Below are 22,352 nucleotides of genomic sequence, written 5' to 3' on the forward strand. Positions count from 1 at the left end.
ATCATCACATGATTCTCGCTCAATATTCGTAACCAGTAAGCGCATACCCTGAATCACTTCAAAGTGTAATTCTCAGGGTACGAATGACTATATTTCGCTCAAAGCGGACCTTCACCTTAGGCTGTCGCCTTCTTCAGCACACTGAGTCAGAGCCGAAAAAGCCTCACCCTACCCGCCCCTGAATCCCTGTGGAATCTCATAGGACATATCAGGTATCGCGTTAACGTTACGTCGCGGCACTTTCCTCACCTTATACTGGCGCCGCTCCATCAGCCGCTGAGCCAGTTTCAGGTCCCATTGCGCCTGCCTGAACTGTTTCCCTTCTGACCGCCAGAATGCGCGAAATTCAGCAATCTGTGCAGGCTCTGGTAGCTTATCAAGCGTCATGCCTGCCTCTGCTGCAATCTGAATCAGGTCTGACGATGGCTGCCATTCCGGATGCATGGCGAACCGTTCCTGCGGTTCTGGCGAAGCGATATGGCACGTTCGCACGCTAGTCGTCGGGTCATTCAGAGATACGGGTTTTATAGGGTCCCGTTGCGTTACGCCTGATGCGTTATTGACAGGCGTTACATCAGAATGCGTATCACCGTAACGCTGGATATTAGCGTAACGCTGCACATCATCGTTACGCGTTACGCTGCCCGTTACGTTATGCGTTACGTCTCCAGTAACGTTACGGTTGCTCTCTGTAACGGGATTGTTGATCGCTGCTATCTGTGCCGCCTGAGCACCCTGTCCTGTTTCCGGCCCTTGTGCTGCCTGGGTTTGGCATCTCTCAGCCTCAAAGTTATCCACAGAATCCGGAAAATTCCTCGCGCGCGCGGTGTGTGTGTTTGGTTTTAGATCTTCTTTTCTTGTCTTATCTAACGTTACTGTTACGTCACGCGTTACGCTGTCCGTTACGTTATGCGTTACGTTACGCGNGCCTGGGTTTGGCATCTCTCAGCCTCAAAGTTATCCACAGAATCCGGAAAATTCCTCGCGCGCGCGGTGTGTGTGTTTGGTTTTAGATCTTCTTTTCTTGTCTTATCTAACGTTACCGTTACGTCACGCGTTACGCTGTCCGTTACGTTATGCGTTACGTTACGCGTTACGTTATGGTTTGCCTTCTGACGTTCACGATAGCGACGCTGGCGTTCGGCGTTGGTTGAACCTCGCTGACTTGCCGGCACGTTGTTTTCACAGAATTTTGGCAGGATGACGCAACGGTTTTCTGCATCGAAGATAGCCCACCCTACAGCGGCCATCGCTTCACCGAATCCATCGAATCCTGTCAGGACATCCAGGTAACTGAGATCGGCGTTACGGAACACGCCGTCACTGGTGNCCACCCTACAGCGGCCATCGCTTCACCGAATCCATCGAATCCTGTCAGGACATCCAGGTAACTGAGATCGGCGTTACGGAACACGCCGTCACTGGTGTGCTCATTGGCAGCACTCCAGACAAGCAGTAGTGACGTGACCGTAACGCAACGCGTTACGTTACGCATCAGCAGCGCGGAGCGTTGTCCGCCGACAGACACGTCAAAACCGGCGCTTCCGTCTGCCGGTTTCTCCAGCAGAGCAGCGATTTCATTCACTTTGGGATGCGACTTCAGCGAGGTACGCATTTTGATCCAGCCTTTTGATATGTCCATGCAAGATCCTACCAGCCTACTGAATTAGCATTTGTTTTTAGGGCAAGGGAAAAGCTCAGGAAGATCAGGACGGATTTGATATGCTTTCACTTGTCCTTTTGTGGCTTTCACTATTGGGAGCACCCGTTCAGGTGAAACTCTTTTTTTATCGTGCAGCCATGACCATACATTAGGCTGACTAACTCCAACCATTTGCGCTAACTTCTTTTGGCTTCCCGCAATTTTTACCGCTCTCTCAATAGCTTGGTTCATAAAAGCCGTACTCTTTTTCATCAAATATTATTGAATAGTAACGGCAAAATTAACCTTGAGCAATAACCTTGGTTATTTGACGTGTCATGCATGTAGCTTTATCGTTTCAACATCAAAACTTTGGTTATCGTTTAAAGATGAAAATGGATACGCTATCGGAAAGACTTAAAGAAGCCATGAGGTATCGCGGCATGTCACAAGCTAGTCTTGCTGCGTCTGCTGGTCTGTCACAGCCCAGCGTATGGAAAATAGCCTCGGGTAAAAGCCATACAACTAAAAAATTACTTGATATTGCTCGCGCACTTGAAGTTAGTCCCGATTGGTTAGCGCATGGGAAAGGAGAAATGATTGAGGACGTTCATAGAAGTCCCCGATCAGCTGACCAAGACTTATCTACTGAAAGAACGAAATTTTATGATGGGATAAAGATTGTTACGGTATGGGATGAAAAGGGTCCAACAGACACTGTGACACCGGTGCCAGAGTTTATTGATACATCAAATGCTCGAGCTTATAAACTCAAATATGATTCCGGGTATGTTGACCTGCCAGTGGGCTGCTTGGTTGTTGTAGATACTGTAGAGCAGCCTGGAAGTAACGACTATGTACTTGCAAGCATAAAAGGCAAGATATCCGCATATCGTTATTCTATTGGAGGCAGCGGCGTGCTTCTTGACGCTGATAATAGAGTCGAGCCAATCCCCATAAGTGAAGATGTCAGCATAATCGGTCTCATTGTATTCATGTCCAGATCACTGAGACGATAGACCTCGCCTACCTCTAGCATGACTTTTCTTCTGGGTTGAACTTCCACGAATTTTCCTGGGGCAACCCTTAGCAACGTGTTCTTCACACCGCTCTCCTAAAAATTGCTTACGAGCCCTTATAGTGCAGCTTAAAACAGCGTTGTACTCATCACATATGAAGGTTATACCTCTATACCCTAGAGAAATAAATCCCATTATTCAGTAATTATCCCACCCCTTACAACTTCTCATAATTCATTGATTTTAATTAAAAATATTTGAAGCATCGAAAGCATCCTCAAATAGCATTGACTAACTCAATAACCTAGGTTATTTTTCTGGTTATTGATTTATACCCTGGGTATTGCTCTAAGGAACGGCTCTTTAACAACGAGCGGGAAGCTCTACGGCAGGTGCCGAGAACGCACCGAACCTCAGGTTACTGAGTGCATTGTTGCGACTGTGCAGCCAGTAACTTAACAGCTATGGCAGATCTGTTAAACCTGTGGTGAAAGACAACGCCAGAACACGCCGACATATGCGTCGCATGGCTGAGGCGATTGAGTGTCGGAAAATGGAGGAAATTCTGGCTGCTCAACTGGGGTGGGAACCACCAGCACGGGCTACTGAACTCAGCCGGGCGGAAAACCATTGCAGGCGAGTAGGAAGCGATCGCGTCAGTAAGGCAGTCGAAACACAGACCGAGTATCACAAGCAGATTCTCGCTGGCGCAGCGAAGTATACCGGCGGGGAAATCAGCGGCGGGATGTGTTTGACGCAGGTTGCCATCTACAATTCGGGCCATCGTAAAGTTAGTGGCCCGGTGTCAGCACGGTGACTAATCACCGAAAAGGTTATAGTCAGTGTTCGCCATTTTAGGCACCCTGCTACCCACTGAAATAATGTATTCACTTCCGCAATTTGAACATTGTCTCTTATCACCCGGCGAAAGGAGATTCATGCGTTGAATGGTAAAAATGCCCTTTCTCGATTCGTAGCAATAAGTGCAAAAAAAAGCAGGAGACTTTCTGTGCTGGGGTGGAATTTTCTCACGATAGACGAAAATGCCTCCTACAGTCTCAAAGGGTTCATAAAGATCAAAATTGGCGTCAATCTCCTTAAGACTGCAAACCTCAGCCTCAAGCTCTCGAATGCGGCCCTTAAGATTGAGGTTTTCCTCCTGGAGCGCAGCGTTCGCAGCCTTAAGCGGTGACATTGCAGTGTCTATTTCCTTCTGGAAGAGAAATCTCCATAGAGGTGGCGCTATTTTTTTTAGCCACACGAAAGCAACGGTAGATACCGGCTCAGTCATATTCAACATCTCAACACTGTAGGGGTGACGAAATATTACACCGATTCACGCTGTAGGGGTATGGCGCGAACCGCCTCGCCTGATGTGGCTAAAAGCAGGCACACACCGCCCACTGAGGCGGTTTTTTTACGTCCAGATACGGAGAACACCATGCAAAAAGACAAACCCTCACAAGTCCTGACTAGGAAAGAAATGCAACGCCTCGCCCTGATTCATGTGCAGGCGTATGTAGGCGCCTGCCACTGCCAGAGCCGCAGCGATGTGCTTCTGGCCCTGTACCACTGGCAGAGCGTGGGCGGCGATGTGGCTGATTTCATCCGGAAAACGCGCATCGTCACCCTCAGTGAACTGCCGTCCTGAATCCCGTTAATTCAGCCATGCCCGTCAGGGCATTCATCTCACCCGAGGTCACCATGAAAAATCGTGAAATTGCAGAAAAAGTCAGAGAGTCGCTTTTCGATGTGGCTGAAAAACTGGTCGAATCAGTGGAGATGACGGAGGCCTGTGCGCAGGAAGGGAAAGTGAGCAAAGAGGAAGCGGATGCTTATCGCACCACCGTACTGAACTCACTGGATGACCTGCTTCAGGCCGTCATCGGCCCGATTTACGACATACATCCCGACTTACGCCCCGCCTGCTGCTGTTGCGGCGAACCCGCAGAGAGTGAGAAAGACCCACAGCCGTGAAAATTTCACCGACAGCCCTGAACACAACCGCCCGCAGTGGCGGTTTTTTTATGCCTGAAGGAGGCTCGCTATGGTTATTCACATCCATGACGGACGGTACATCTTTACCGCCAGCGTATTAAACAGAAGCCGGGAATTTGTCAGCTTCAGTGAGGGCATTGCCTGGGTATTTGTGCAGAAGCTCGCAGCAGCCTGCGCCGCCGGGATGAGGTAGCCGGTAATGCCCAAACCCCATGCACCCGACAGGATAATCCGACGCGCAGAACAGCTACTCCGGCAGTGGCGCGCAGGGACTGTCCATGCGAGGCGAACATACCGTGGCAGATACCTGACGCTGCGTGTCACCCCGCACTGGCGCCTGCTTTCACGAGACAACGGCCGGCACTGGGAGTTACTCAGCCACGCCGACTACAACAACCAGATTTAATCTCTCAGCCGACAGAGGAACATTTCCCATGATGCAGTCACCCGTCAGGGGCGATGCCGCTTTTGCTCGCCCCTTTAACGCTATCCGCGATATCGAGTTCGCGCCTGAAAATATTGTCACCAGTGCCAGCTTCTCATCCTGGCCGCCGCCGGCCCTTCCCCCGCAGCCACCGCTGCCGCTGTTACAGATGGTTTTTGACCGGGTCGTAGAAATTCTGCTTCAGGAGGGCCGCCCGTGAGTCTCGCAACAACCCTGCCGGAAAGCATTCAGTACCGGCGCGAAAAAATACAGGATGCCCTGTATCACCGCCGTCACGGCAATCGCAAGGCCATGCTCGCCGCGCTCAACTGCGCCCGCTGCGAGAAGATTAACCTGAAATATTTTCTCGGCCCTGCGCCGTTCTGAGGTGAAGAATGGAATTATCACGCCTGGATGAACCCTTCGCGCCAGAGGATATAGAGTGGCGCATTCAGCAGTCCGGAAGGTCAGGACAGGGAAAGATTTACGCCATGGTTCTGGCCTATGTCACTAACCGCGCCATTATGGCGCGTCTGGATGAGGTATGCGGTAAAGCTAACTGGCGCAACGAATACCAGCCTGCACCCGCTGGCGGTGTGATGTGCGGACTATCCATAAGAGTTGACGGAGAGTGGATAACCAAATGGGACGCTGCAGAAAACACGCAGGTCGAAGCCGTCAAGGGCGGCATGTCGGGCGCAATGAAACGAGCCGCCGTGCAGTGGGGGATCGGGAGGTACCTGTACAGCCTGGAAGAAGCATTCGCCGAGGTAAGCACCGAACGCCGCAATGACTGGAATCGCGCGAAGCTTAAAGACAACACGCGATTCTGGTGGCTGCCCCCGCCATTACCCGGCTGGGCGCTGCCCTCCTCCGCGCCGCCTGTAAAAGCTGAGCCACAACCCCCGGCTCCGGCCCCGGCACTCAGAACGCCAGATGTCATCCTGAGCGAGTTTTCGGATATGGCGATAAGGGAGAGCGATATTGAGGCTCTCAGAGGCCTGTACAGAGCAGCATGGAATGCTCTCACCTGTTCGACTGAGCATCAGCAGAAATGCGTTGAGGTTTACCAGATACGCGCAAAAGAGCTCAGCCAGCTGGCACCTTCTCATTAAATAACTTCTGTGAGGCACCTTCATGACTTTCACCGACTCTCCGGCGGCATCTGCTCGCCCTGATAAAACCAGATCACAACGCAGATGGAAACTGGCAATGCAGTCTGCCCGGCAGCAGGCCCTGGCTGAAAAAGGCGTCAGGGTGACGCTTGCCGTACGCACCGGGCAACAAAAAAAGCACTGGGTGGCAGAGGCGACTGAAAGGCGTCTTGACCGGTATTTCGGTTTTGAGGATGCGGTTAAAGCAGGTCGCCAGAAGCCGTGGGTAACGCCGGATGGTCCGGTTAATCCTGTCTATCCGGACTGGGCCGAAAAGCATTATCACGGAGACTGATTTCTCTGCCTGACGGAAACCCTGGCGTCTGCCATTCCCCTTTCTGTTGAATATACAATTCAGGATACAGAACGGACCAGATGTGAGTGGTACGGGGAACGCTCATCAGACGCTTCCACTCGGGCTGAACACCTGAAAGGTACGTTCTTCCCCTTCTTTTGTTGAAACATCGCGAAAAGTGCATATGTAAATCTCAACCCATCGGTTGGCTTCTTTGAGCGTGAAATGCCAGTTAAGCTTCGCCAGTTCCTGAACAAAATCGACAGTCATGACGGTACAGCGGCCTTTCGCGTCGCGCCTGATTGCATTTCTGAACGCTACTTCTTTTTCACACTCACGCAGCATACTAGCTTCACCAAAAGACTGTATATTAAAACAGTGATATTAACAGGCCTTTTTGACTAGCGGCTACGTTTATTTCTTTCTTCTGAATTACCCCAGGGTAACTGCAGAAACGCTCCTGTTCGTGCGGTTCAGGCAGGACGCGCAGCAGTCATTTTTGGTTTAATAACCCAGTCAGTATGTAAATAATTGATTTTATTAACCGCTTAAGCTTGTTATTTCTTGAAAAACAGCCAGCCTTAGAGCTTGTCCGGTTGTTGAGACGGCCTCGCCAGTATGATCGGGCAAAAAAAGAGGCCAGGAAGAGGCTCCTGTAGCATTTCTCTACCACGGTTGCCCGCTGCCCTTCCTCGTGCGGCGGGCTTTTTTAAAGAAACGGCGTGCATGCAAACTCTTCAACCGGTATTACCATCCCGTAGTTCACTGAAGATGGGCGCGGTTTGTCTCTGCCCCGTCGCCGGGGCTTTTTTGCCCGGAAAGTTACTTCGAGCTCAATCACAAACAAAAAATAAACAATCATATCTATCTACAGTGAACGCTGTATAGTGGCCTGGCCAGCGAATCTGGCATTCAGGATTTCCCTGTCCCCTTGAACGAATTCATGCTCGTGTAACGCGGGCTTTTTTATGCCAGTTTTTCATACATCTTAAACAGGATGCAGTATGCATCATCCTTCGCGCGTAACAGCTTCCACAGGATAAGGGCCGTTCCCGGGATTTATTCAGCCACGCCAATACAGCAATAAAATTTAATCCCCAGCCGACAGAGGAACATTTTCCATGATGCAGTCACACATCAGGGGCGATGCCGCTTTTGCTCGCCCCTATAACGCCATCCGCGATATCAAATTTGCACCTGAAATATTGTCACCGGCGCCAGCTTCTCATCTCGGCCGCCGGCCCTTCCCTCATTGCCACCGCTGCCGTTATTACAGGTTGCGTTTGTCCCTGTTGTTGAATTTTTTTCAGGAGGATAAGCCATGATGTCTCAGATCTGGCCCGAACGTCATAAAGAACAACCGGACGCTGAGGAACAGGCTGCGTTTGAAAAAGAGCAGTGGATCGATGATGAGGCGTATCGTCTGCTGTCCTTTTTCCCGGAGCAGCTTAATTCCTTCCGGCACTGGAACGTGCACCCCGAAGTAAAAAAATGCTGCGCCTGTAACGGAGCAGATGATGCCTACCGGGATTTTATTCTCCGGCTGGCCTACCTTCAGGCAGAGCGCAATTACGACCTGCAGGTCGTGTCCGGTCGGGAGGAGCCTGCGTTATCTGGTTATGGGCAGTGCCCTGCACAGCCTGCTTCCGGAGCCGGATGTGTTCGACAGGATATGTGTTGTGGCGCCGGAGTTCAGCCGGCGCACAACGGAGGGCATGGCGAGTAAGAAAGCCTTCCTGGACGACTGCGCCAGCCCCGGTGTGACAGTTCTGGACGTGGCGCAGGGCCGGAAGCTGAGGCAGATGCGTGACAGCGCCCTTGCCCATCCTGCCGCGTGCTGGCTGCCGGAAACAGACGGACACAGCGAAGTTTCGATGTACTGGACTGAAGACGAGACGGGTGAGCGTTGCCATATCTGGCCGGATAAATTTCTGACCAGGCAGCCGGTTATGGTGGACGTAAAAAAAGACACTGTGAACAGACAGGTAAACTCTGGAAAAAGGGTTTAAGTTCGCCAGAAAAAACTTAATTCACACTGGTTTGTGCACCGGGCTGGACCTTTCCGGTATATAATTTGTAATGGTTTGTCTTAACGTCACGGGAAGAAAGACATATTCTGAAATTAACCAGGGACACTTTCATGAATATTCAGTTTTCTGACTTCCCTGGGCCGATACTCAGTGATAACTTTTCCACATACAAGGCAAAAATAAATCAGTCACATAAGGACTTTACCCAAAAGCAGATTCAGATACCAGGCTGAAAAAGTACACGTCTGATTATTTGAGCCATCAGCGACCCGGCGGTTAAGTTATTTACACCAAAATTCAGGGGTTCTCTGGCAGCAACTCAGCCAGAAGGGCTGACTGTACCTTGCTGGCGGAGTGGCTGAAAACCCGGTTGCCTCACGAGGCTTTATTTCGTCAAAAGGCACACCACTGAGTTATCATTCAGCAAATACCAGGAACAGATAAATGACCCGACAAGTCAATCTCTGCATTATCACAGCGGCAATTATCTGCTCTTTTGCTCTGACAACAGGAAAATATGTGCCACCTCAAAAAGAGCCACAAACATTTCATTTTAAAAGTGGTGCGGCACAGCTTATTTATGGCGAAAACGCGAACAGTGTATCACTGACAGTGATGAACCCACAGTTATATCCCATGCTGGTTCAGCCTGAAGTCGCTGCCGAAGATAAAAAAATAAAAGCGCCCTTTATCGTCACGCCGCCTCTCTTCCGTCTGGATGGACTTCAGCAAAGAAGAATTAAAGGTATAGCAATCCGCAATCATGACAGCGACACAAATGAACATCTTTTCTGGCTGTGCCTGACCGGGATGCTTCCAGAACCTGAATCTGGCCGGACTGATGCTGGTTATAAAAAGAGACAGAGAGGTCACGGCGCACCCTTTCTCACGCAGCTGCATCTGAAACACTGTCTGAAACTGTTTATACGAACTTCACGCCTGAGGCACACGCCAGACGATGTTGCTTCGAACCTGCCCCTGGAGAAGACGGTTAACAGTTCAGGGGAATTCCCGGTAGCTGGAAAGGGATTAATACCTGCCATAAGCGTTTCTACAACGGCTTCAACAGCCGCCTGCCCCTGAACGTTTCAGAGATTTTTAACTGCGTTTCCTTTCGCAGCGACATGTTTTGCCTCTGACGACCGTATGGTTCCTTCAGGTCAGTATATGTTCGCACCGATGATACGTCGCGTGGCCAGGATCCAGGCTCGTGTAGCGGCAAAGCGAAACTGCTACTGGTCTAGCCGTAATCTCTCGCCAGTTCACTGCTGAGTGTCCCCCTGAAAGATGGTTGCAAGGTAATACACGCGCCTCTCATCGGTACAGTTACACCCCGTCAGTCCATTCAGCAGCTTTAAACGGGGTTGCGTCAGAACAGCGCCTTCTCTGGAATATCAGTCAGTGTGTTACTCACCTGACACGTCAGCCAGTCCTGACAGGGGCGATATCCGTTACTGGCTGAATAACAGAACGGCTGCTCAGGATGAATATTTATCAGCATAAAAGCAGGTGACATAATGAATCAGTACAAAAACGCTCAACGTTTACCCCCAAAAAAAGGTTTTCGTCAGATGGCTGAAGCCGCCGCCAGGGCAGAATGCTCGGGACTTTATGACATCGCAGCGCTCCTCTGGCACAAAGCTACGCCTCTGGCCAGAAAACCCGTTAATGCCCTGTGGGCTGAACATCGTCGCCAGTATTGTTTAAGTATTATCCGTAACCAGTGGTCAGGCCCGGGTAACTGAACCTTCCGGCGCAGGGTTAAAATAACCAGTAAAGATTCACTTTTGTGTATTCCTGCTACTCGTTCAGCATGCTATTTTATTTTTACAAATTAATACTTCAGCCTGCACCGGATTATAAAACAAAATACTAAACCTCCAGTTATGGCATATTATTTAGTCTGGCAGTCATCTGAAACGAGGCATAGCTATGAGCAGAAAAATTATCGAATACATCGATGAGAAGTTACTGTCGCTGGATGTTGATCCGTCAGAGCAGTTTGTTTACTTTATTGCCAAAATGTCCCTTATCGCCCAGCCTGCAGCGTGGATAGTAAAAGACATGCCTTACAAAATGGACACCCTCTGTCTCTCACAATCAAAGGCGGAGGAAATTTTAAACCGACATGGAGATGCACATTCCTACATAGCGCCGTTATATTATGTCGCAAAAACAGACATAAATTTTACGGACCAGCATCCCTACTGAATGACGCATGGATTACTTTTGGTTCTTCATCTGGAAATCAACAGTTTTATATGAAGTGCTAATTAAAAACAGACCTTAAAGCGTATAAGCAGATGTCTGTGCAGGAAGAACATCACCTCTGATGCCGCAAATTAACGGCAGCGACAGACTATGTCTGCTTATCCTCCCTGGTTCCCGCAATCAGGTTGTCTTTATGACATCAGCCTGGCTATTCATTTTGCGTAAAAAACCACCCCTCAAAGCGATTTCCCTGGCAGACACCTCACAGGTATCTGCCTTTTTATTGCCCCGATTAATGCATTCATTAGCGGTAAGCCGGCGGCTGAGTGAGAAAGTGGCGTCACTGATCAGCTTTCTTTAGTTTGCGAGCAAAACCTGTTAAAAATCCCGGAGACAAAATGGCAAAGCTACTCAACTTACAGGAATGGGCGAACTCCACATATTCCCGGCCCCCTTCCCTGTCTACACTTCGCCGCTGGGTGCGGGAAGGCCGGATTTATCCCTGTCCTCAGCTGCATGGCAAAGAATACAAGCTTCATCCTGACTCGGTTTACATCAGTCCCCGCAAAAACGGTAAAAATGCTTTAGCTCACATTTCCAGTACAGGAGCGGGTGAAACGCTGCTGGAGAAAATCAGACATGGCGAAAAGACCCGCTAATTATGAAAGCAATCTTCCACGCAACCTGACGTACCGGCAGGCACGAAAAACTTATCACTGGCGTAATCCTCATACGGGAAAGGAATATTCTCTTGGCAGGATTGCACGACGGGATGCGATAGCGCAGGCAATCGAAGCCAATAACTATCTCGACCAGAATTATGCCCCCTCTGCTCTCCTGATGAAATTACAGGCCAGGCCTGTCATGACATTCACCGGCTGGATTTCGAACTATGAAGCAATACTGGTTCGCCGGAACGTAAAGCCTGCCACTATGCGGTTACGTCTTTATCAGCTCAAATCACTGGCGAAGCATTTCGGCGAGCAACCATTAGCGGATATCACTACCCGGGATGTTGCGCTTTTCCTGGAGAGTTACATTACTGGTGGCAAACGGACAATGGCAGTTATCCTCAGGAGTGTGCTGAATGACATCTTCCGGGAAGCCATTGTGGCCGGGATTATTGAACGAAACCCGGTAGAACCTACGCGTGCATCCGTACCTAAAATACAGAGAAGCCGGCTCTCAACAGAAGATCTTCGCAAATTGCTGGAGGCCACGCGTGAAGTGGAGCCGTGGTTTTACAAAGCCATGCTTATCGCCCTCTTGAGCGCCCAGCGCAGAGAGGATATTACCCGCATGAAGTTTTCTGATGTCAGAGACGGGCGCCTGTTCATTACGCAAAGCAAAAAAGGAAACAAGCTGGCCATACCTGTCGCGCTCGGGCTTCCTGAAATAGACATGACGCTGAGCGATGGCATTGCATTATGCCGAAGAGATAATCCTTCTGAGTATCTGATTTATTCAGCCACCAGACGTCATGGACGCAAGCCCGGCCCGGTCTCGCCAGAAAATATTACCCAGGCCTTTTCCCGTGCACGCGCGCGCTGTGGCCTGGACACCATCGAGAATCCGCCGACCTTTCATGAAATAAGAAGCCTGTCCGGACGTCTGTATGAAGCCAGACATGGTGAGGCCTTTGCCCAGCGGCTGCTGGGTCATAAAAATCTTTCAATGACCAAAAAGTACCTTGATCCCCGCAGAGACGAGTACGTGCTGGTCTAAAGCATATATGTGATTTTCGGACAAATTTCGGACATTTTCGGACCGGCGAAAATTTCACCTTGCAAATCATGCCGTTATGGATAAACTATATACAAAACATATATATTCCATATAAGGCCGCTATGGGCATTGTTAAAATTTCTGACCTGATGCATGAGAACCTGCGTATCGCTAGCCAGGCGATGAGCCGTTCCATCAATGCGCAAGCCGAACACTGGCTTAAGCTGGGCATGCTGGCGGAGCTTTATCCGCAATTTACCCAGCAGGAGCTGGCGCAGCTGTTGATCCGCGTTGAACTGGAGCATGGCAGCGACCTGCGTCAGTTAATCTCGACTTCCGAACGCATTCCACAAGGAGACGTGCAGTGAAAAGAAGCGTGAAGATCCATACCTCAGAACAGATTGAACTGGCGCGCGCGGCGGGTCATGCCGCTGCGCAGGTGCTGGCGATGATTACGCCGCATGTGCAGCCGGGCGTGACAACTGTAGAGCTGGATGATATTTGCCACGACTTTATCGTTAACGAGCTGAAGGTTATCCCCGCCAATATCGGCTATCAGGGATATACGCGCACCACCTGTATTTCAGTCAATCATGTGGTCTGTCACGGTATTCCCTCAGCGAAGAAGCTGAAAAAAGGGGATATCGTCAATATTGATATCGGCATTATTAAAGATGGCTGGTACGGCGATACCAGCCGCATGTACTTTGTCGGCGAGCCGTCAGTGCGTGCCCGGCGCCTGGTAGACATCACCTATCAGTCGATGGTTGCAGGCATTCACAGCGTGAAACCGGGCGCTACGCTGGGAGATATCGGCGCGGCTATTCAGCGCGTCGCCGAAGAGGCAGGTTTTTCGGTCGTGCGCGACTATTGCGGCCATGGCGTCGGCCAGATTTATCACGATGAGCCGCAGATTCTGCATTACGGTACGCCAGGGGAAGGTCTGACGCTTCAGCCAGGCATGATCTTTACCATTGAACCGATGATCAATGCCGGTAAAGCCGGCACCAGCGTGCTTTCTGACGGCTGGACGGTGGTCACGAAAGATCGCTCCCTTTCCGCCCAGTGGGAACATACGGTGGCGGTGACCGAGGACGGGTTTGATCTGCTGACGCCCTGGCCTGATGGCACCGGCGACTATCCTGCGGTTTAACGCTTAAGCGAGTCGCGCACAAGCATTTAGCTGGATGTGCAGCCGGAACCAGGCAAAGTAGCAGAGGGCGCTGCTGACCAGCGCGCTAAATGGAAGTGTGTACATTCTTCTTGAGACTGCAGTGCTGGCAGCGTTAAAGCTGATTTTCTGGCGTCGTCCGACGTCAGTAATGGTTTCCTCGCCTGCCCGGCAGGCGAGGATGATATCAAGCCGATAGATAATAACCGCCCCTGTCCCGAGCAGAGTAAGTCGCTTCCGCGATGCCATTTATCATGGTTAGCCCTACGCCCGACTGGCAGATGCAAGCCGCCTGCTATAAACGTATTTACTCGCTCTTCGCAACGTACTTCTGCATATTCTCTTTGGTTACCAGCTCGAACGGAATCCACAGGTGCGAATCCACTTTCTCGCCTTTAATCAACTTCTGCGCCACATCCACTGACGCCTTGCCTTGTCCCACTGCATCCTGGAACACTGTCACCTGCATCTTGTCTTGTGACATCGCTTTCAGCCCGTCCGGTGTGGCATCAATGCCGCCCACTAAAATCTTCTTATTGCTTTTAGCCAGCGCCATTGCTGCACCTATCGCCATCTCATCGTTATTGGCAGCAACGATATCAATCTCTTCGCCGTTACCGATCCAGTTCAGCATGAGATCCATACCTTCGTTACGCGCATAGTTAGCTGGCTGTTTCTGCACGACCTTCATTCCCGGATATTTCGCCACAACCTGCTCTACATCTTTAGTACGTTGCAGTGCGCCGGCATCCGTCAGGTTACCGATCATGATGGCCACATTGCCTTTGTAGTTAGCCATTTTCGCGAGCGCTTCCATCTGCAAGGTGCCCGACTCCCGCTCGTCGGAGCCGACAAACACTACGCCGTTCGGCAGTGTTTTATCGCCCGGCGTACGGTTCACATAGACCAGCGGGATCTTCGCCTGCTGCGCCAGCCGGGTCAGCTGTGGGGTGCTGGCGGAATCTACAGGGTCGACGATGATGGCGTCCACACCCGCGCCGATAAAACTCTGCACCTGATCGGTCTGGCGACCTACATCGCCGCGGGCATCTTCAAACTGCACATCAAGCCCGCGCGCTTTGGCCTCTTTATCAATCGACTGGCGAATAATGGTTAAAAAATTCTGGTCGAAGTAAGCCATCGATACGCCGATTTTTTCTGCCAGCGCTGAGGCAGAACTGGAGAGCAGACCAAGTAACAGTATCGCCTTGAGGATTTTCATTAGGGACTCCAGGGTAAGCCTTTAATTAGAATGAATTTTTCACTGATAGCAAAAATGACTCAATAAAATCATTTTCAGCCTACGAGGTGGCAAATACGCTGACAATCGGCATGATGGGATTTTGCTGCTAAGCGCACACTTTACTTGTGGATGTATTACGACTTGCACGCCTGGAGCGGTATTGCGACGATTTTTTCAGAGTTTGAGCCCGCTATCGTGCTTACGAATAAGGTTGCCTAGCAGAAACGCGTCAGTTCCTCTCAACATCTGGCTGATGTTGCGTGCCGGGGGCCCATGTTGTGGCACTGCGCTTTAACAGCGGCCTCGGGTGATTAACCCGCTCTGAAGAGCAGTTCAAAACCTGTGTTCTACTAATGAATGAGCAGCCTGTCGGTTGAGACATTCGTTTAGCTGAAACGATTTAATTAAAATCCCCTCTTTTCTGTCTTACCCTTTTACACCTGCCAAAATCGCGCGTTTTTTAAGCTAATATGTGTGATACGGATCTTATTTATCTTATTCACTGCATAGAAAATCACACCAGGTGAGCCTCATCACGTTTTCCCTCAAGCGCTATTTATACTCTTGGCCGACTTTAGCTAAATCAATTCAGCAACAGGATGCGTAAAAATGAAAACTGCACTTTTCACAGGCATGGTTATGGCGGCGATCAGTGGTCAGGCTGCAGCACAAACGTGGGTGCTGACCGATGCTGAAGCCGGAACTGACAAGGGAAACTGGCAGACAGACAGCGAGAAGCTGAAGCTCTCTGGCGAAGCGTTCAGCATAGAGCAAAAAGTATTACATGGTGGCAAGCAGGAGGGCTCAAAGGTGCTGACCATTACCAGCAAAAATGGGCTGACCATAGCGCTTAGCCCAACGCGCGGCATGGATCTGCTGCATGTGAATGGCTATGGCGTACGGCTGGGATGGGATTCACCGGTAAATGAGGTCGTTAATCCTGCCTATATCAATCTCGAAAGCCGCAATGGATTAGGCTGGCTGGAGGGTTTCAATGAAATGATGGTGCGTTGCGGTTACGAATGGACGGGTCATCCGGTAGTGAAAGATGGCATGGTTTATACCTTGCACGGTAAGGCGGGCAATACGCCAGCTTCCAGGGTTGAAGTCACTGTTGACGATAAAGCGCCTCATGAGATTCGCGTTCGCGGCCTGCTAAAAGAGCACACGTTCAAAAAAGCCAATCTGGAAACCTGGACCGAGCTACGTTATGTGCCTGGCGCTAATTCCTTTACTCTGCATGATGTGCTGACCAATCGTGGCGATTATCCGCATGATTATCAGATCATTTACCACAGTAATTTTGGAACGCCGATTCTGGAAAAAAATGCGCGCTTTATCGCGCCGTTGAAGTCCGTTTCGCCCTTCAACGATTATGCCAAAACGGGCCTGAAAGAGTGGAACATTTACGGCGCGCCAACTAAAGACTTCGATGAAATGGTCTTTAACCTTGTGCCGAAAGCAGACAATAACGGCAAAACGCTGGCTGCGGTGATCAACAGCAAAGGCGATAAAGGCGCCTCAATTGAATTTGATACTCACCAGCTGCCGCTGTTAACCATGTGGAAAAACACTGACACGCTGAAACAGGGCTACGTTACGGGTATTGAGCCAGGCACTAACTATGCCTATCCGGTCACGATTGAAAAAGAACAGGATCGCGTGAAACAGTTACAACCCGGACAAAGCACCACATTTGAGCTGACCTATACGCTGCTGAATGACGCCAGCGCGGTCAACCAAACTGAGCAGCGCATCAGGCAGATTCAGGGTGACGAAAAAACCAGGGTGGATGATAAGCCCATCGCGGTTGAATAATCCTGGCAGGCAGGCGCGAGTTCGAGCTGCCCTGCTGTTGATTGTTATCCCCCTGACTGCTAACCAGTCAGGGTTTTATCAAGAGTGGCGGGCCGCTTTATGCCGGAAGCGGCCGCCTGATGTATCGGGTAAGGCTAACGGTCAGATACGATTCTTCACGTCAGAAGAACAGTTCAGAAGGCATGGCCCACACGATTTTCCTCAAAGCAGGACGCTTTCATCTTATGGACTAGATTTTGGCGGCCGTTGGGCATGAGCTCGTAAACGTGCCTGAGGTTTGCTGCCTCCTCATTAACGCGCCTGTGCCGGCTAAGGCCCTGTTCATTCATCTGTGAAACCGAGCTCTGCCCGGCATGTGTCATACCGATCCCAGAAGCCCCTGAGAGCATTAAAGCTACGCGCTCTATTAATCAGTGCTCAGCCAGCCATTTCTCATATCGTTTGGGCCATTCTTCTGTAGGGGTTCCGGGCCTGCCCATGCTGAAGCCATGTCCACCACTCGAATAACGGTGTAATGCTACGGGCACATGTTTTGCCTCACAGGCCGAAAACATAATAAGAGTATTGGCTGGATCAGAAACAGGATCATCCTTTGCCTGAACAAGAAAAAAGGCAGGCGCAGAAGGCGTAACATAATTCTGAACAGACCATTCAGCTTCTGCTGCTGATGAAGCGTGCGCACCTGCAAATATTTTGTGCACGGAAGTATGCGTGTAAGGCTTTTCAAGCGTAATGACGGGGTATATAAGCGCTGCGCTGTCGGCTTTTGCAGGAATCTGATCAATCCCGTCTGTTGGTGCATAGGATTCAAATCCTGGACGCAGTGCAAGCATTCCCATCAGGTGTCCACCTGCGGAGAATCCCAGGACGCTTACCTCTTTTTCCCTCTCCCGGACTATGCGTAATGCTCGTTGCGCATCCTGCAACGCGACCAGCTTTCCGTCGTGCCAGCCTTCATCTGGCAGACGATAGCTCAGGATATAACTTGTATATCCACGCGCGGTTAGCCATGCAGCGGCAGGCAATGACTCTTTACCTGCTTCTATGCGCTTGTAACCGCCGCCGCCTGCTATTAACACCGCTCGTCCATTCGGACGGACGGGATTAATAACGGTGAGGGTCGGAACGCTTATATTGCTCTGTGCTCCGGAAGCTGAAACGTGCATCTGCCCTACTGGACCACCGCCGCCAGGGGGCGTGCTGTTCCAGAGCGGAATAAGGGTATTTTCCCTGAATGACGAGGCAAAGGAGAGGCGGCCTGAAACAATGGCGGTCGCAGCCAGACCGGTAAGAAAAAAGCGGCGGTTCAAGGTCACGCTCCTGGAAAGTCAGCCAGTATTCACTTCAGGAACTAAAGCACAAAATTGTGCATAAAAAATGGATTGCGTATCTTTTCTGGTCAGGTGAAAGCCGAAAGCTGCCGACGCGCGCGCAACTGATGCGGTAGTTACTGACATACCGGGCGCTATATGTAAGCGGTAAAAGACCACGTCACCTCTGCCTGCAGCCTGGTCGAAAACAACCTGTATGCCGGCTCAAAGACGGCTCAGTGGTAATCAGGCTCGCCCAGGATAAACCCGCGGATCAAAATATCAGTGATCGATGGACGGCTGCTCCTGCCCATGCGCCGTCTCCGACCGCCAGAGAGACCGAATGTGGCACGCGAGCTACATCTCCGCAGGCAAAGGCACCAGGAACTGTTGTCTCCTTCAGGTCATTACTGCGGATTTGAGTACCAAACAGAGTCTCTTCCATTTCACAGCCCAGGGTTTCCGCAATGTCCGTAGCTGGCAGGCATCGGGGTGCAGTGAATATTCCGGCAAAACGTAGTCTACGCCCATCGGCAAGCTCAATATCCGCATCATTGTCCAGGCGTTTAATCGGCGCCGCCTCAACGGTGATACCGCGCTGACGTAAATCTGTCTCTGTTTCCTCGTTCAGTACAACAGCATTGTTAGTGAAGAGAGTAACGCTACCCCATTCTGCAACCATCTGCGCCTGATGTGCGGCCATCTCGCCGGTTGCAATGACTGCCAGGTGTCCCAGTTTGAGTTCGTAGCCATGGCAGTAAGGGCAGTGAAACACATGCTGTCCCCATCGCTGCTGTAGACCATCAATTTCTGGAAGGTGGTCTTTGACCCCCGTGGCAAAGAGTATACGGCGGGACTCAAAGCGGTCACCTGCAAGAGTCTCTACCTGAAAAGCCTCTTTTTCACCGGTTACTTTTTCCGCACGGCCCTGATACCACCGCAAAGAAGGGTAACGCATGAGTTGCTCACGGGATTTTTCAAAAATCACGTCAGGGGCGACGCCATCCTGTCCGAGGAAACCGTGCGAATAGCTGGCAAAACGGTTTCTTCGTTCTCCGGCATCAATGATAAGCACCTGACGCCGGGCCCTTATCAGCTGAAGGGCAGCCGCCATACCTGCATAACTACCGCCAATGATTATTGCGTCATATTTCATGCTTACCTCCGTGATTGCGTCTTTCAGCATCGGCCAGCAGATCGGCCAGGGTAATGCGCCCGAACTGGGCCAGCAGTAGCGCTTCAGCCTCGTCAAAAGCCTCACACAGGGCGGCGTTAACGGCCTGCTCAATCAGACATTCGGGGTGTTCATTGCGATTGCCTATAGCAAAAACGGCTGGCTCTCCCAGTACGTCATGTAGCTGACGCAGAGTCACCCGGTCCAGCTGCGCCGTCAGAGACCATCCCCCTCCGGGGCCCGCCGTTGATGAAACCAGCTGCTGGGTGCGTAAGAGCCCCATCATGCGACGGATAACAACTGAGTTCGTCCCGACACACTGTGCAAGGTACTCAGAAGTCAATGGCTTAGCATGAAGCTGCATGTGCAACAGAATATGCAATACGGTCGAAAGTCGGCTGTCTTTTTTCATGTAACTAACGATATTACGATTATCACTACTCCGCAACCTCAAAAGCATTTCGCTTTGAATAGTTCAGGCTGTTTTTACTGTCTGGCGGGGATGGAGGGATCCGCGTTTCGCTCGCAGTGGGCGGGCCGGCTTCCAGCGAGATTACAGCACTCTCCGCTTTTAACTGAAAAGGTGAGCATAAACACCACTTCCCGTTGCCACTCTTCCCCTTAACGCCCAGGCGGGACAGAATTAGCCGGAGCAATACCAGGAAGCAGAATGGTGGTTTTACACCAGAAGGGAACCGTCACAAACAGCCTGCTACAACAGCACCGTTACGAACCTTAATGGGCAAATTTGCGCGAACCGATAACGCAGAGAATAACTCCCAACGTGACTGCAAGCATCGCAGGGGTTACCGTTTCTGACAGCAGCCAGGCTGAAAGCGCGAGCCCAAAAAAAGGCTGCAGCAGTTGTAGCTGACCTACGGATGCAATACCGCCAGCAGCTAATCCTTTGTACCAGAAGATGAAACCGATCAGCATACTAAAAAGGGATACGTATCCCAACGCCAGCCAGCTCTGTACGCTAATTGCGCTAACTTTCTCTGGTATGAACATAAAAGTAGCGATGAGCATTAGCGGCAGCGAGATGATCAACGCCCAACTGATGACCTGCCATCCGCCCAGCTCACGCGACAATTTTGCGCCTTCGGCATAGCCCAGCCCGCAAATAACCACGGAGGCCAGCATCAGCAGATCGCCATTCGCGGAGCCGGAAGCACTCTGCGTCAGCGCAAATCCAGACACTAACAGGCTGCCGATTGCGGAAAATAGCCAGAAAGTCAGTCGCGGTCTTTCCCCTCCTCTCAGTACGCCAAAGATGGCGGTCGCGAGCGGCAATAACCCCAGAAAAACGATGGAATGTGCAGAGGTGATATGCTGCAGCGCTATTGCCGTCAGTAAGGGAAAACCGATAACAACGCCCAGCGCAACGACCACTAAGGAAAATATCTGGCTGCGCCGCGGACGCTGCTGCCTGAAAAGCAGGATCAGCATAATTGCCAGAACACCAGCAATGGACGCCCGCATAAACGTCAGAAAAAGAGGGTTCATATCCTGAACCGCTATCCGTGTGGCGGGTAACGAACCGCTGAATATTATTACGCCCAGCAAGCCATTGACCCAGCCGGACACTGCACCAGGCACAGCTTCATTAACCCTGTTTGTTGCCACCATATCCCTCACTTAGTTCGCTGGCAGAAGCAGCGCGTCGACAAAATTGACAGCCCCTATGCTAGCCCTCATGATTTGTGACAATCAAAAAATCGTCATGGATACAATTTATGAAGGCACGCTATAAAGCTATCGTGGATGAATACGCCGCCGCGATTCGAAGCGGTAGCCTTCCTGCTGGCACCCGACTTCCGACACACAGGGCACTCTCCGTGGAAAAACATATTTCCCTGGCAACTGCCACACGCGTATATACAGAACTGGAAGCCATGGGTCTTGTGAGTGGAGAAATCGGTCGCGGAACGTTTGTCCGAGATATTTCATTGCCTGCTGGACTCGGCACTGACCAGCATGTGGTGGCATCAGACGTGGTGGATCTGAACTTCAACTACCCTGCTTTGCCGAACCAGGCGGACCTGTTACGAGAAGCAATGCGCCAGCTGGCCACGACAGGCGATCTGGAATCGCTGCTGCGTTATCAGCCTCACGCCGGGAGACAAAACGATCGCGATATCATTGCGTCATGGCTGGCGAAAACGGGCATTACAGCCTCTGCGGATAACATCCTGATCGTGAATGGTGCCCAGCATGGCCTCGCTGTTGCTGTAATGGGCCTGCTGAAACCTGGCGATGTCGTGGCGGTCGATGCCTTGATCTACCCGGGCTTTAAAGCCCTGGCCGCTCTTTATCATCTGGAGCTTGCCCCGATACCTGCCGGTATCGATGGTCCTGACCTGAACGCGCTCAGGCAAATCTGTCAGCGCAGGCGCGTCCGCGCTATCTATACCATGCCTACGCTGCATAATCCGCTTGGCTGGGTGCTGAGTCATGCCCAGCGCAGGGAGATCGCTCTGATTGCCAGAACCTTTGATCTGATCTTACTCGAGGACGCAGCCTATGCTTTTCTCGTTCATCGTCCTCCATCGCCACTGGCCTGTTATGCACCCGAAAGAACGGTCTACATTACCGGTTTTGCGAAAAATATTGCGACCGGTCTGCGTGTCGGGGCCATGGTTTGCCCGGCTGGCATGCGAGGAGCGCTTGAACGTGCCATTCGCGCCACAACATGGAATACCCCTTCTCTGATGGTCTCCATTATTTGCGGCTGGATTAAAGATGGCACGATCAGGCGGCTGGAATCACTGAAACGGTGTGATGCCCGCCAGCGTCAGGCCATTGCCCGCGAGATACTGTGTGATGATGACTGGATAAGTCATCCCAGTTCGTACTTTATCTGGTTACCGCTACCCGGTGAGATCAGAGCTGAGCGAATTGTGCATCGTTTATTACAGCAGCAGATTTCTGTTTCTACCGCAGAGCCATTTAGCACATCACAAAACGTGCCTCATGCCATACGCCTCGCGCTAGGCTCAGTCAGTATGGATAAACTCCGGCTTGCCCTTATTACGGTCAAAAAAACAATCGATTATGAAAAGGATATTTAGGTGATACAAGGATGAAATTAAGTCCTTACCGCCCTGTACTTCACCCAAAACTGGTCAGGTGAATTAA

General features: G+C 51.1%; 31 protein-coding genes. 22 read left to right on the forward strand and 9 right to left on the reverse strand.

The window, feature by feature from the left end; translation table 11 throughout:
* Positions 1 to 168 precede the first annotated feature (168 nt).
* Both D7S44_RS23400 and D7S44_RS22195 read right to left on the reverse strand, forming a co-directional pair.
* Positions 169 to 798, reverse strand: a complete 630-nt coding sequence (locus D7S44_RS23400; protein WP_147402127.1) for a DnaT-like ssDNA-binding domain-containing protein — start codon at positions 796 to 798, stop codon at positions 169 to 171.
* Between the two features lie 868 nt (positions 799 to 1,666).
* The gene (locus D7S44_RS22195; RefSeq protein WP_120458428.1) at positions 1,667 to 1,894 is read right to left on the reverse strand and encodes a transcriptional regulator; all 228 of its coding nucleotides are present in this window, start codon (positions 1,892 to 1,894) and stop codon (positions 1,667 to 1,669) included.
* Positions 1,895 to 2,037: 143 nt separating this feature from the next.
* Here D7S44_RS22195 and D7S44_RS22200 point away from each other — a divergent pair, with 143 nt between their 5' ends.
* On the forward strand, positions 2,038 to 2,661 hold the full coding sequence (locus D7S44_RS22200; protein ID WP_158591305.1) for a helix-turn-helix domain-containing protein: 624 nt from the start codon (positions 2,038 to 2,040) through the stop codon (positions 2,659 to 2,661).
* A 487-nt stretch (positions 2,662 to 3,148) separates the two neighbouring features.
* Positions 3,149 to 3,478 carry a transcriptional antitermination N peptide gene (locus tag D7S44_RS24220; RefSeq protein WP_473234699.1) on the forward strand — a complete coding sequence of 110 codons (330 nt, stop codon included), beginning with the start codon at positions 3,149 to 3,151 and terminating at the stop codon, positions 3,476 to 3,478.
* Here the strand turns inward: D7S44_RS24220 and D7S44_RS23405 are convergent, their stop codons facing one another.
* Entirely contained in the window at positions 3,479 to 3,961 is a 483-nt protein-coding gene (locus D7S44_RS23405; RefSeq protein ID WP_147402128.1) for a hypothetical protein, read from the reverse strand.
* Positions 3,962 to 4,102: 141 nt separating this feature from the next.
* On the opposite strand from D7S44_RS23405, the gene D7S44_RS22215 reads away from it, so the two are divergent.
* From D7S44_RS22215 to D7S44_RS22240, 8 genes are all read left to right on the forward strand, one after another.
* On the forward strand, positions 4,103 to 4,312 hold the full coding sequence (locus tag D7S44_RS22215; protein ID WP_120458387.1) for a hypothetical protein: 210 nt from the start codon (positions 4,103 to 4,105) through the stop codon (positions 4,310 to 4,312).
* 53 nt (positions 4,313 to 4,365) lie between these two features.
* On the forward strand, positions 4,366 to 4,638 hold the full coding sequence (locus D7S44_RS22220) for a hypothetical protein (RefSeq protein WP_120458388.1): 273 nt from the start codon (positions 4,366 to 4,368) through the stop codon (positions 4,636 to 4,638).
* A 70-nt stretch (positions 4,639 to 4,708) separates the two neighbouring features.
* Positions 4,709 to 4,852, forward strand: coding sequence for a hypothetical protein (locus D7S44_RS23725; RefSeq protein WP_167456986.1), 144 nt, complete (start codon positions 4,709 to 4,711; stop codon positions 4,850 to 4,852).
* A gap of 6 nt (positions 4,853 to 4,858) precedes the next feature.
* On the forward strand, positions 4,859 to 5,065 hold the full coding sequence (locus tag D7S44_RS24175; protein WP_120458389.1) for a ParE family toxin-like protein: 207 nt from the start codon (positions 4,859 to 4,861) through the stop codon (positions 5,063 to 5,065).
* A gap of 28 nt (positions 5,066 to 5,093) precedes the next feature.
* Positions 5,094 to 5,303 (forward strand): hypothetical protein, encoded by a 210-nt coding sequence (locus D7S44_RS22230; RefSeq protein WP_120458390.1) that lies wholly within the window; start codon positions 5,094 to 5,096, stop codon positions 5,301 to 5,303.
* Positions 5,300 to 5,470, forward strand: a complete 171-nt coding sequence (locus D7S44_RS23730) for a hypothetical protein (RefSeq protein ID WP_167456987.1) — start codon at positions 5,300 to 5,302, stop codon at positions 5,468 to 5,470. The genes D7S44_RS22230 and D7S44_RS23730 overlap by 4 nt, the downstream gene beginning before the upstream one ends.
* An 8-nt stretch (positions 5,471 to 5,478) precedes the next feature.
* The gene (locus tag D7S44_RS22235; RefSeq protein ID WP_120458391.1) at positions 5,479 to 6,198 is read left to right on the forward strand and encodes a Rad52/Rad22 family DNA repair protein; all 720 of its coding nucleotides are present in this window, start codon (positions 5,479 to 5,481) and stop codon (positions 6,196 to 6,198) included.
* 22 nt (positions 6,199 to 6,220) lie between these two features.
* Positions 6,221 to 6,532 carry a hypothetical protein gene (locus tag D7S44_RS22240; protein WP_147402129.1) on the forward strand — a complete coding sequence of 104 codons (312 nt, stop codon included), beginning with the start codon at positions 6,221 to 6,223 and terminating at the stop codon, positions 6,530 to 6,532.
* Positions 6,533 to 6,637: 105 nt separating this feature from the next.
* Here the strand turns inward: D7S44_RS22240 and D7S44_RS22245 are convergent, their stop codons facing one another.
* Positions 6,638 to 6,877 carry a DNA polymerase V gene (locus D7S44_RS22245; RefSeq protein ID WP_120458393.1) on the reverse strand — a complete coding sequence of 80 codons (240 nt, stop codon included), beginning with the start codon at positions 6,875 to 6,877 and terminating at the stop codon, positions 6,638 to 6,640.
* Positions 6,878 to 7,653: 776 nt separating this feature from the next.
* Between D7S44_RS22245 and D7S44_RS23410 the strand changes: the two genes are divergently transcribed.
* The 10 genes from D7S44_RS23410 to map all read left to right on the forward strand — a co-directional run bounded on the left by D7S44_RS23410 (position 7,654) and on the right by map (position 13,651).
* Positions 7,654 to 7,857 carry a hypothetical protein gene (locus D7S44_RS23410; RefSeq protein WP_147402130.1) on the forward strand — a complete coding sequence of 68 codons (204 nt, stop codon included), beginning with the start codon at positions 7,654 to 7,656 and terminating at the stop codon, positions 7,855 to 7,857.
* Positions 7,854 to 8,258, forward strand: coding sequence for a host nuclease inhibitor GamL (gene gamL, locus D7S44_RS22250; protein ID WP_120458394.1), 405 nt, complete (start codon positions 7,854 to 7,856; stop codon positions 8,256 to 8,258). Before D7S44_RS23410 ends, gamL begins: the two co-directional genes overlap by 4 nt.
* Positions 8,248 to 8,541 (forward strand): hypothetical protein, encoded by a 294-nt coding sequence (locus D7S44_RS22255; RefSeq protein WP_120458395.1) that lies wholly within the window; start codon positions 8,248 to 8,250, stop codon positions 8,539 to 8,541. Before gamL ends, D7S44_RS22255 begins: the two co-directional genes overlap by 11 nt.
* Before the next feature lie 465 nt (positions 8,542 to 9,006).
* Positions 9,007 to 9,645: a fimbria/pilus periplasmic chaperone gene (locus tag D7S44_RS22260; RefSeq protein ID WP_120458396.1), complete on the forward strand. Its 639-nt coding sequence runs from the start codon at positions 9,007 to 9,009 to the stop codon at positions 9,643 to 9,645.
* Between the two features lie 434 nt (positions 9,646 to 10,079).
* Complete coding sequence (locus D7S44_RS22270; RefSeq protein ID WP_120458398.1) at positions 10,080 to 10,307, forward strand: ANR family transcriptional regulator; 228 nt, start codon at positions 10,080 to 10,082, stop codon at positions 10,305 to 10,307.
* Between the two features lie 187 nt (positions 10,308 to 10,494).
* Complete coding sequence (locus D7S44_RS22275) at positions 10,495 to 10,773, forward strand: hypothetical protein (protein ID WP_120458399.1); 279 nt, start codon at positions 10,495 to 10,497, stop codon at positions 10,771 to 10,773.
* A gap of 398 nt (positions 10,774 to 11,171) precedes the next feature.
* Positions 11,172 to 11,432, forward strand: coding sequence for an excisionase (locus tag D7S44_RS22280; protein ID WP_120458400.1), 261 nt, complete (start codon positions 11,172 to 11,174; stop codon positions 11,430 to 11,432).
* Complete coding sequence (locus D7S44_RS22285) at positions 11,413 to 12,498, forward strand: site-specific integrase (protein ID WP_120458401.1); 1,086 nt, start codon at positions 11,413 to 11,415, stop codon at positions 12,496 to 12,498. The genes D7S44_RS22280 and D7S44_RS22285 overlap by 20 nt, the downstream gene beginning before the upstream one ends.
* Before the next feature lie 122 nt (positions 12,499 to 12,620).
* A complete protein-coding gene (locus D7S44_RS22290) occupies positions 12,621 to 12,866 on the forward strand; it encodes a ParD-like family protein (RefSeq protein WP_120458402.1) in 246 nt (81 codons plus the stop codon).
* Positions 12,863 to 13,651, forward strand: a complete 789-nt coding sequence (map, locus tag D7S44_RS22295; RefSeq protein ID WP_120458403.1) for a type I methionyl aminopeptidase — start codon at positions 12,863 to 12,865, stop codon at positions 13,649 to 13,651. Before D7S44_RS22290 ends, map begins: the two co-directional genes overlap by 4 nt.
* A gap of 325 nt (positions 13,652 to 13,976) precedes the next feature.
* Here the strand turns inward: map and D7S44_RS22305 are convergent, their stop codons facing one another.
* Positions 13,977 to 14,891 (reverse strand): sugar ABC transporter substrate-binding protein, encoded by a 915-nt coding sequence (locus D7S44_RS22305; protein WP_120458405.1) that lies wholly within the window; start codon positions 14,889 to 14,891, stop codon positions 13,977 to 13,979.
* A 630-nt stretch (positions 14,892 to 15,521) separates the two neighbouring features.
* Here D7S44_RS22305 and D7S44_RS22310 point away from each other — a divergent pair.
* Positions 15,522 to 16,730: an aldose 1-epimerase family protein gene (locus D7S44_RS22310; protein ID WP_120458406.1), complete on the forward strand. Its 1,209-nt coding sequence runs from the start codon at positions 15,522 to 15,524 to the stop codon at positions 16,728 to 16,730.
* 410 nt (positions 16,731 to 17,140) lie between these two features.
* On the opposite strand, the gene D7S44_RS22320 is transcribed toward D7S44_RS22310, so the two are convergent.
* The 4 genes from D7S44_RS22320 to D7S44_RS22335 all read right to left on the reverse strand — a co-directional run bounded on the left by D7S44_RS22320 (position 17,141) and on the right by D7S44_RS22335 (position 20,843).
* Positions 17,141 to 18,040, reverse strand: coding sequence for an alpha/beta hydrolase (locus tag D7S44_RS22320; RefSeq protein ID WP_120458408.1), 900 nt, complete (start codon positions 18,038 to 18,040; stop codon positions 17,141 to 17,143).
* Between the two features lie 274 nt (positions 18,041 to 18,314).
* A complete protein-coding gene (locus D7S44_RS22325) occupies positions 18,315 to 19,196 on the reverse strand; it encodes an NAD(P)/FAD-dependent oxidoreductase (RefSeq protein WP_120458409.1) in 882 nt (293 codons plus the stop codon).
* On the reverse strand, positions 19,186 to 19,626 hold the full coding sequence (locus D7S44_RS22330) for an RrF2 family transcriptional regulator (RefSeq protein WP_120458410.1): 441 nt from the start codon (positions 19,624 to 19,626) through the stop codon (positions 19,186 to 19,188). Before D7S44_RS22330 ends, D7S44_RS22325 begins: the two co-directional genes overlap by 11 nt.
* Before the next feature lie 323 nt (positions 19,627 to 19,949).
* Positions 19,950 to 20,843 carry a DMT family transporter gene (locus D7S44_RS22335; RefSeq protein WP_120458411.1) on the reverse strand — a complete coding sequence of 298 codons (894 nt, stop codon included), beginning with the start codon at positions 20,841 to 20,843 and terminating at the stop codon, positions 19,950 to 19,952.
* Between the two features lie 107 nt (positions 20,844 to 20,950).
* Here D7S44_RS22335 and D7S44_RS22340 point away from each other — a divergent pair, with 107 nt between their 5' ends.
* Positions 20,951 to 22,285 (forward strand): aminotransferase-like domain-containing protein, encoded by a 1,335-nt coding sequence (locus tag D7S44_RS22340; protein ID WP_120458412.1) that lies wholly within the window; start codon positions 20,951 to 20,953, stop codon positions 22,283 to 22,285.
* The last annotated feature ends 67 nt before the right edge of the window (positions 22,286 to 22,352 follow it).

The organism is Pantoea piersonii, assembly GCF_003612015.1.
Taxonomy (GTDB): Bacteria; Pseudomonadota; Gammaproteobacteria; order Enterobacterales; family Enterobacteriaceae; genus Pantoea; species Pantoea piersonii.

Coding starts and splice junctions, on each gene's coding strand:
- D7S44_RS22200 (WP_158591305.1), top strand. CDS start 2,038: ATGGATACGCTATCGGAAAGACTTAAAGAAGCCATGAGGTATCGCGGC.
- D7S44_RS22195 (WP_120458428.1), bottom strand. CDS start 1,894: ATGAACCAAGCTATTGAGAGAGCGGTAAAAATTGCGGGAAGCCAAAAG.
- D7S44_RS22335 (WP_120458411.1), bottom strand. CDS start 20,843: ATGGTGGCAACAAACAGGGTTAATGAAGCTGTGCCTGGTGCAGTGTCC.
- D7S44_RS22340 (WP_120458412.1), top strand. CDS start 20,951: ATGAAGGCACGCTATAAAGCTATCGTGGATGAATACGCCGCCGCGATT.
- D7S44_RS22285 (WP_120458401.1), top strand. CDS start 11,413: ATGGCGAAAAGACCCGCTAATTATGAAAGCAATCTTCCACGCAACCTG.
- D7S44_RS22280 (WP_120458400.1), top strand. CDS start 11,172: ATGGCAAAGCTACTCAACTTACAGGAATGGGCGAACTCCACATATTCC.
- D7S44_RS22235 (WP_120458391.1), top strand. CDS start 5,479: ATGGAATTATCACGCCTGGATGAACCCTTCGCGCCAGAGGATATAGAG.
- D7S44_RS22310 (WP_120458406.1), top strand. CDS start 15,522: ATGAAAACTGCACTTTTCACAGGCATGGTTATGGCGGCGATCAGTGGT.
- D7S44_RS22220 (WP_120458388.1), top strand. CDS start 4,366: ATGAAAAATCGTGAAATTGCAGAAAAAGTCAGAGAGTCGCTTTTCGAT.
- D7S44_RS22305 (WP_120458405.1), bottom strand. CDS start 14,891: ATGAAAATCCTCAAGGCGATACTGTTACTTGGTCTGCTCTCCAGTTCT.
- D7S44_RS24175 (WP_120458389.1), top strand. CDS start 4,859: ATGCCCAAACCCCATGCACCCGACAGGATAATCCGACGCGCAGAACAG.
- D7S44_RS22270 (WP_120458398.1), top strand. CDS start 10,080: ATGAATCAGTACAAAAACGCTCAACGTTTACCCCCAAAAAAAGGTTTT.
- D7S44_RS22215 (WP_120458387.1), top strand. CDS start 4,103: ATGCAAAAAGACAAACCCTCACAAGTCCTGACTAGGAAAGAAATGCAA.
- D7S44_RS23410 (WP_147402130.1), top strand. CDS start 7,654: ATGATGCAGTCACACATCAGGGGCGATGCCGCTTTTGCTCGCCCCTAT.
- D7S44_RS22330 (WP_120458410.1), bottom strand. CDS start 19,626: ATGAAAAAAGACAGCCGACTTTCGACCGTATTGCATATTCTGTTGCAC.
- D7S44_RS22260 (WP_120458396.1), top strand. CDS start 9,007: ATGACCCGACAAGTCAATCTCTGCATTATCACAGCGGCAATTATCTGC.
- gamL (WP_120458394.1), top strand. CDS start 7,854: ATGATGTCTCAGATCTGGCCCGAACGTCATAAAGAACAACCGGACGCT.
- D7S44_RS22240 (WP_147402129.1), top strand. CDS start 6,221: ATGACTTTCACCGACTCTCCGGCGGCATCTGCTCGCCCTGATAAAACC.
- D7S44_RS23725 (WP_167456986.1), top strand. CDS start 4,709: ATGGTTATTCACATCCATGACGGACGGTACATCTTTACCGCCAGCGTA.
- D7S44_RS22255 (WP_120458395.1), top strand. CDS start 8,248: ATGGCGAGTAAGAAAGCCTTCCTGGACGACTGCGCCAGCCCCGGTGTG.
- D7S44_RS22245 (WP_120458393.1), bottom strand. CDS start 6,877: ATGCTGCGTGAGTGTGAAAAAGAAGTAGCGTTCAGAAATGCAATCAGG.
- D7S44_RS22230 (WP_120458390.1), top strand. CDS start 5,094: ATGATGCAGTCACCCGTCAGGGGCGATGCCGCTTTTGCTCGCCCCTTT.
- D7S44_RS22275 (WP_120458399.1), top strand. CDS start 10,495: ATGAGCAGAAAAATTATCGAATACATCGATGAGAAGTTACTGTCGCTG.
- D7S44_RS22290 (WP_120458402.1), top strand. CDS start 12,621: ATGGGCATTGTTAAAATTTCTGACCTGATGCATGAGAACCTGCGTATC.
- D7S44_RS22325 (WP_120458409.1), bottom strand. CDS start 19,196: ATGAAATATGACGCAATAATCATTGGCGGTAGTTATGCAGGTATGGCG.
- D7S44_RS23405 (WP_147402128.1), bottom strand. CDS start 3,961: ATGTTGAATATGACTGAGCCGGTATCTACCGTTGCTTTCGTGTGGCTA.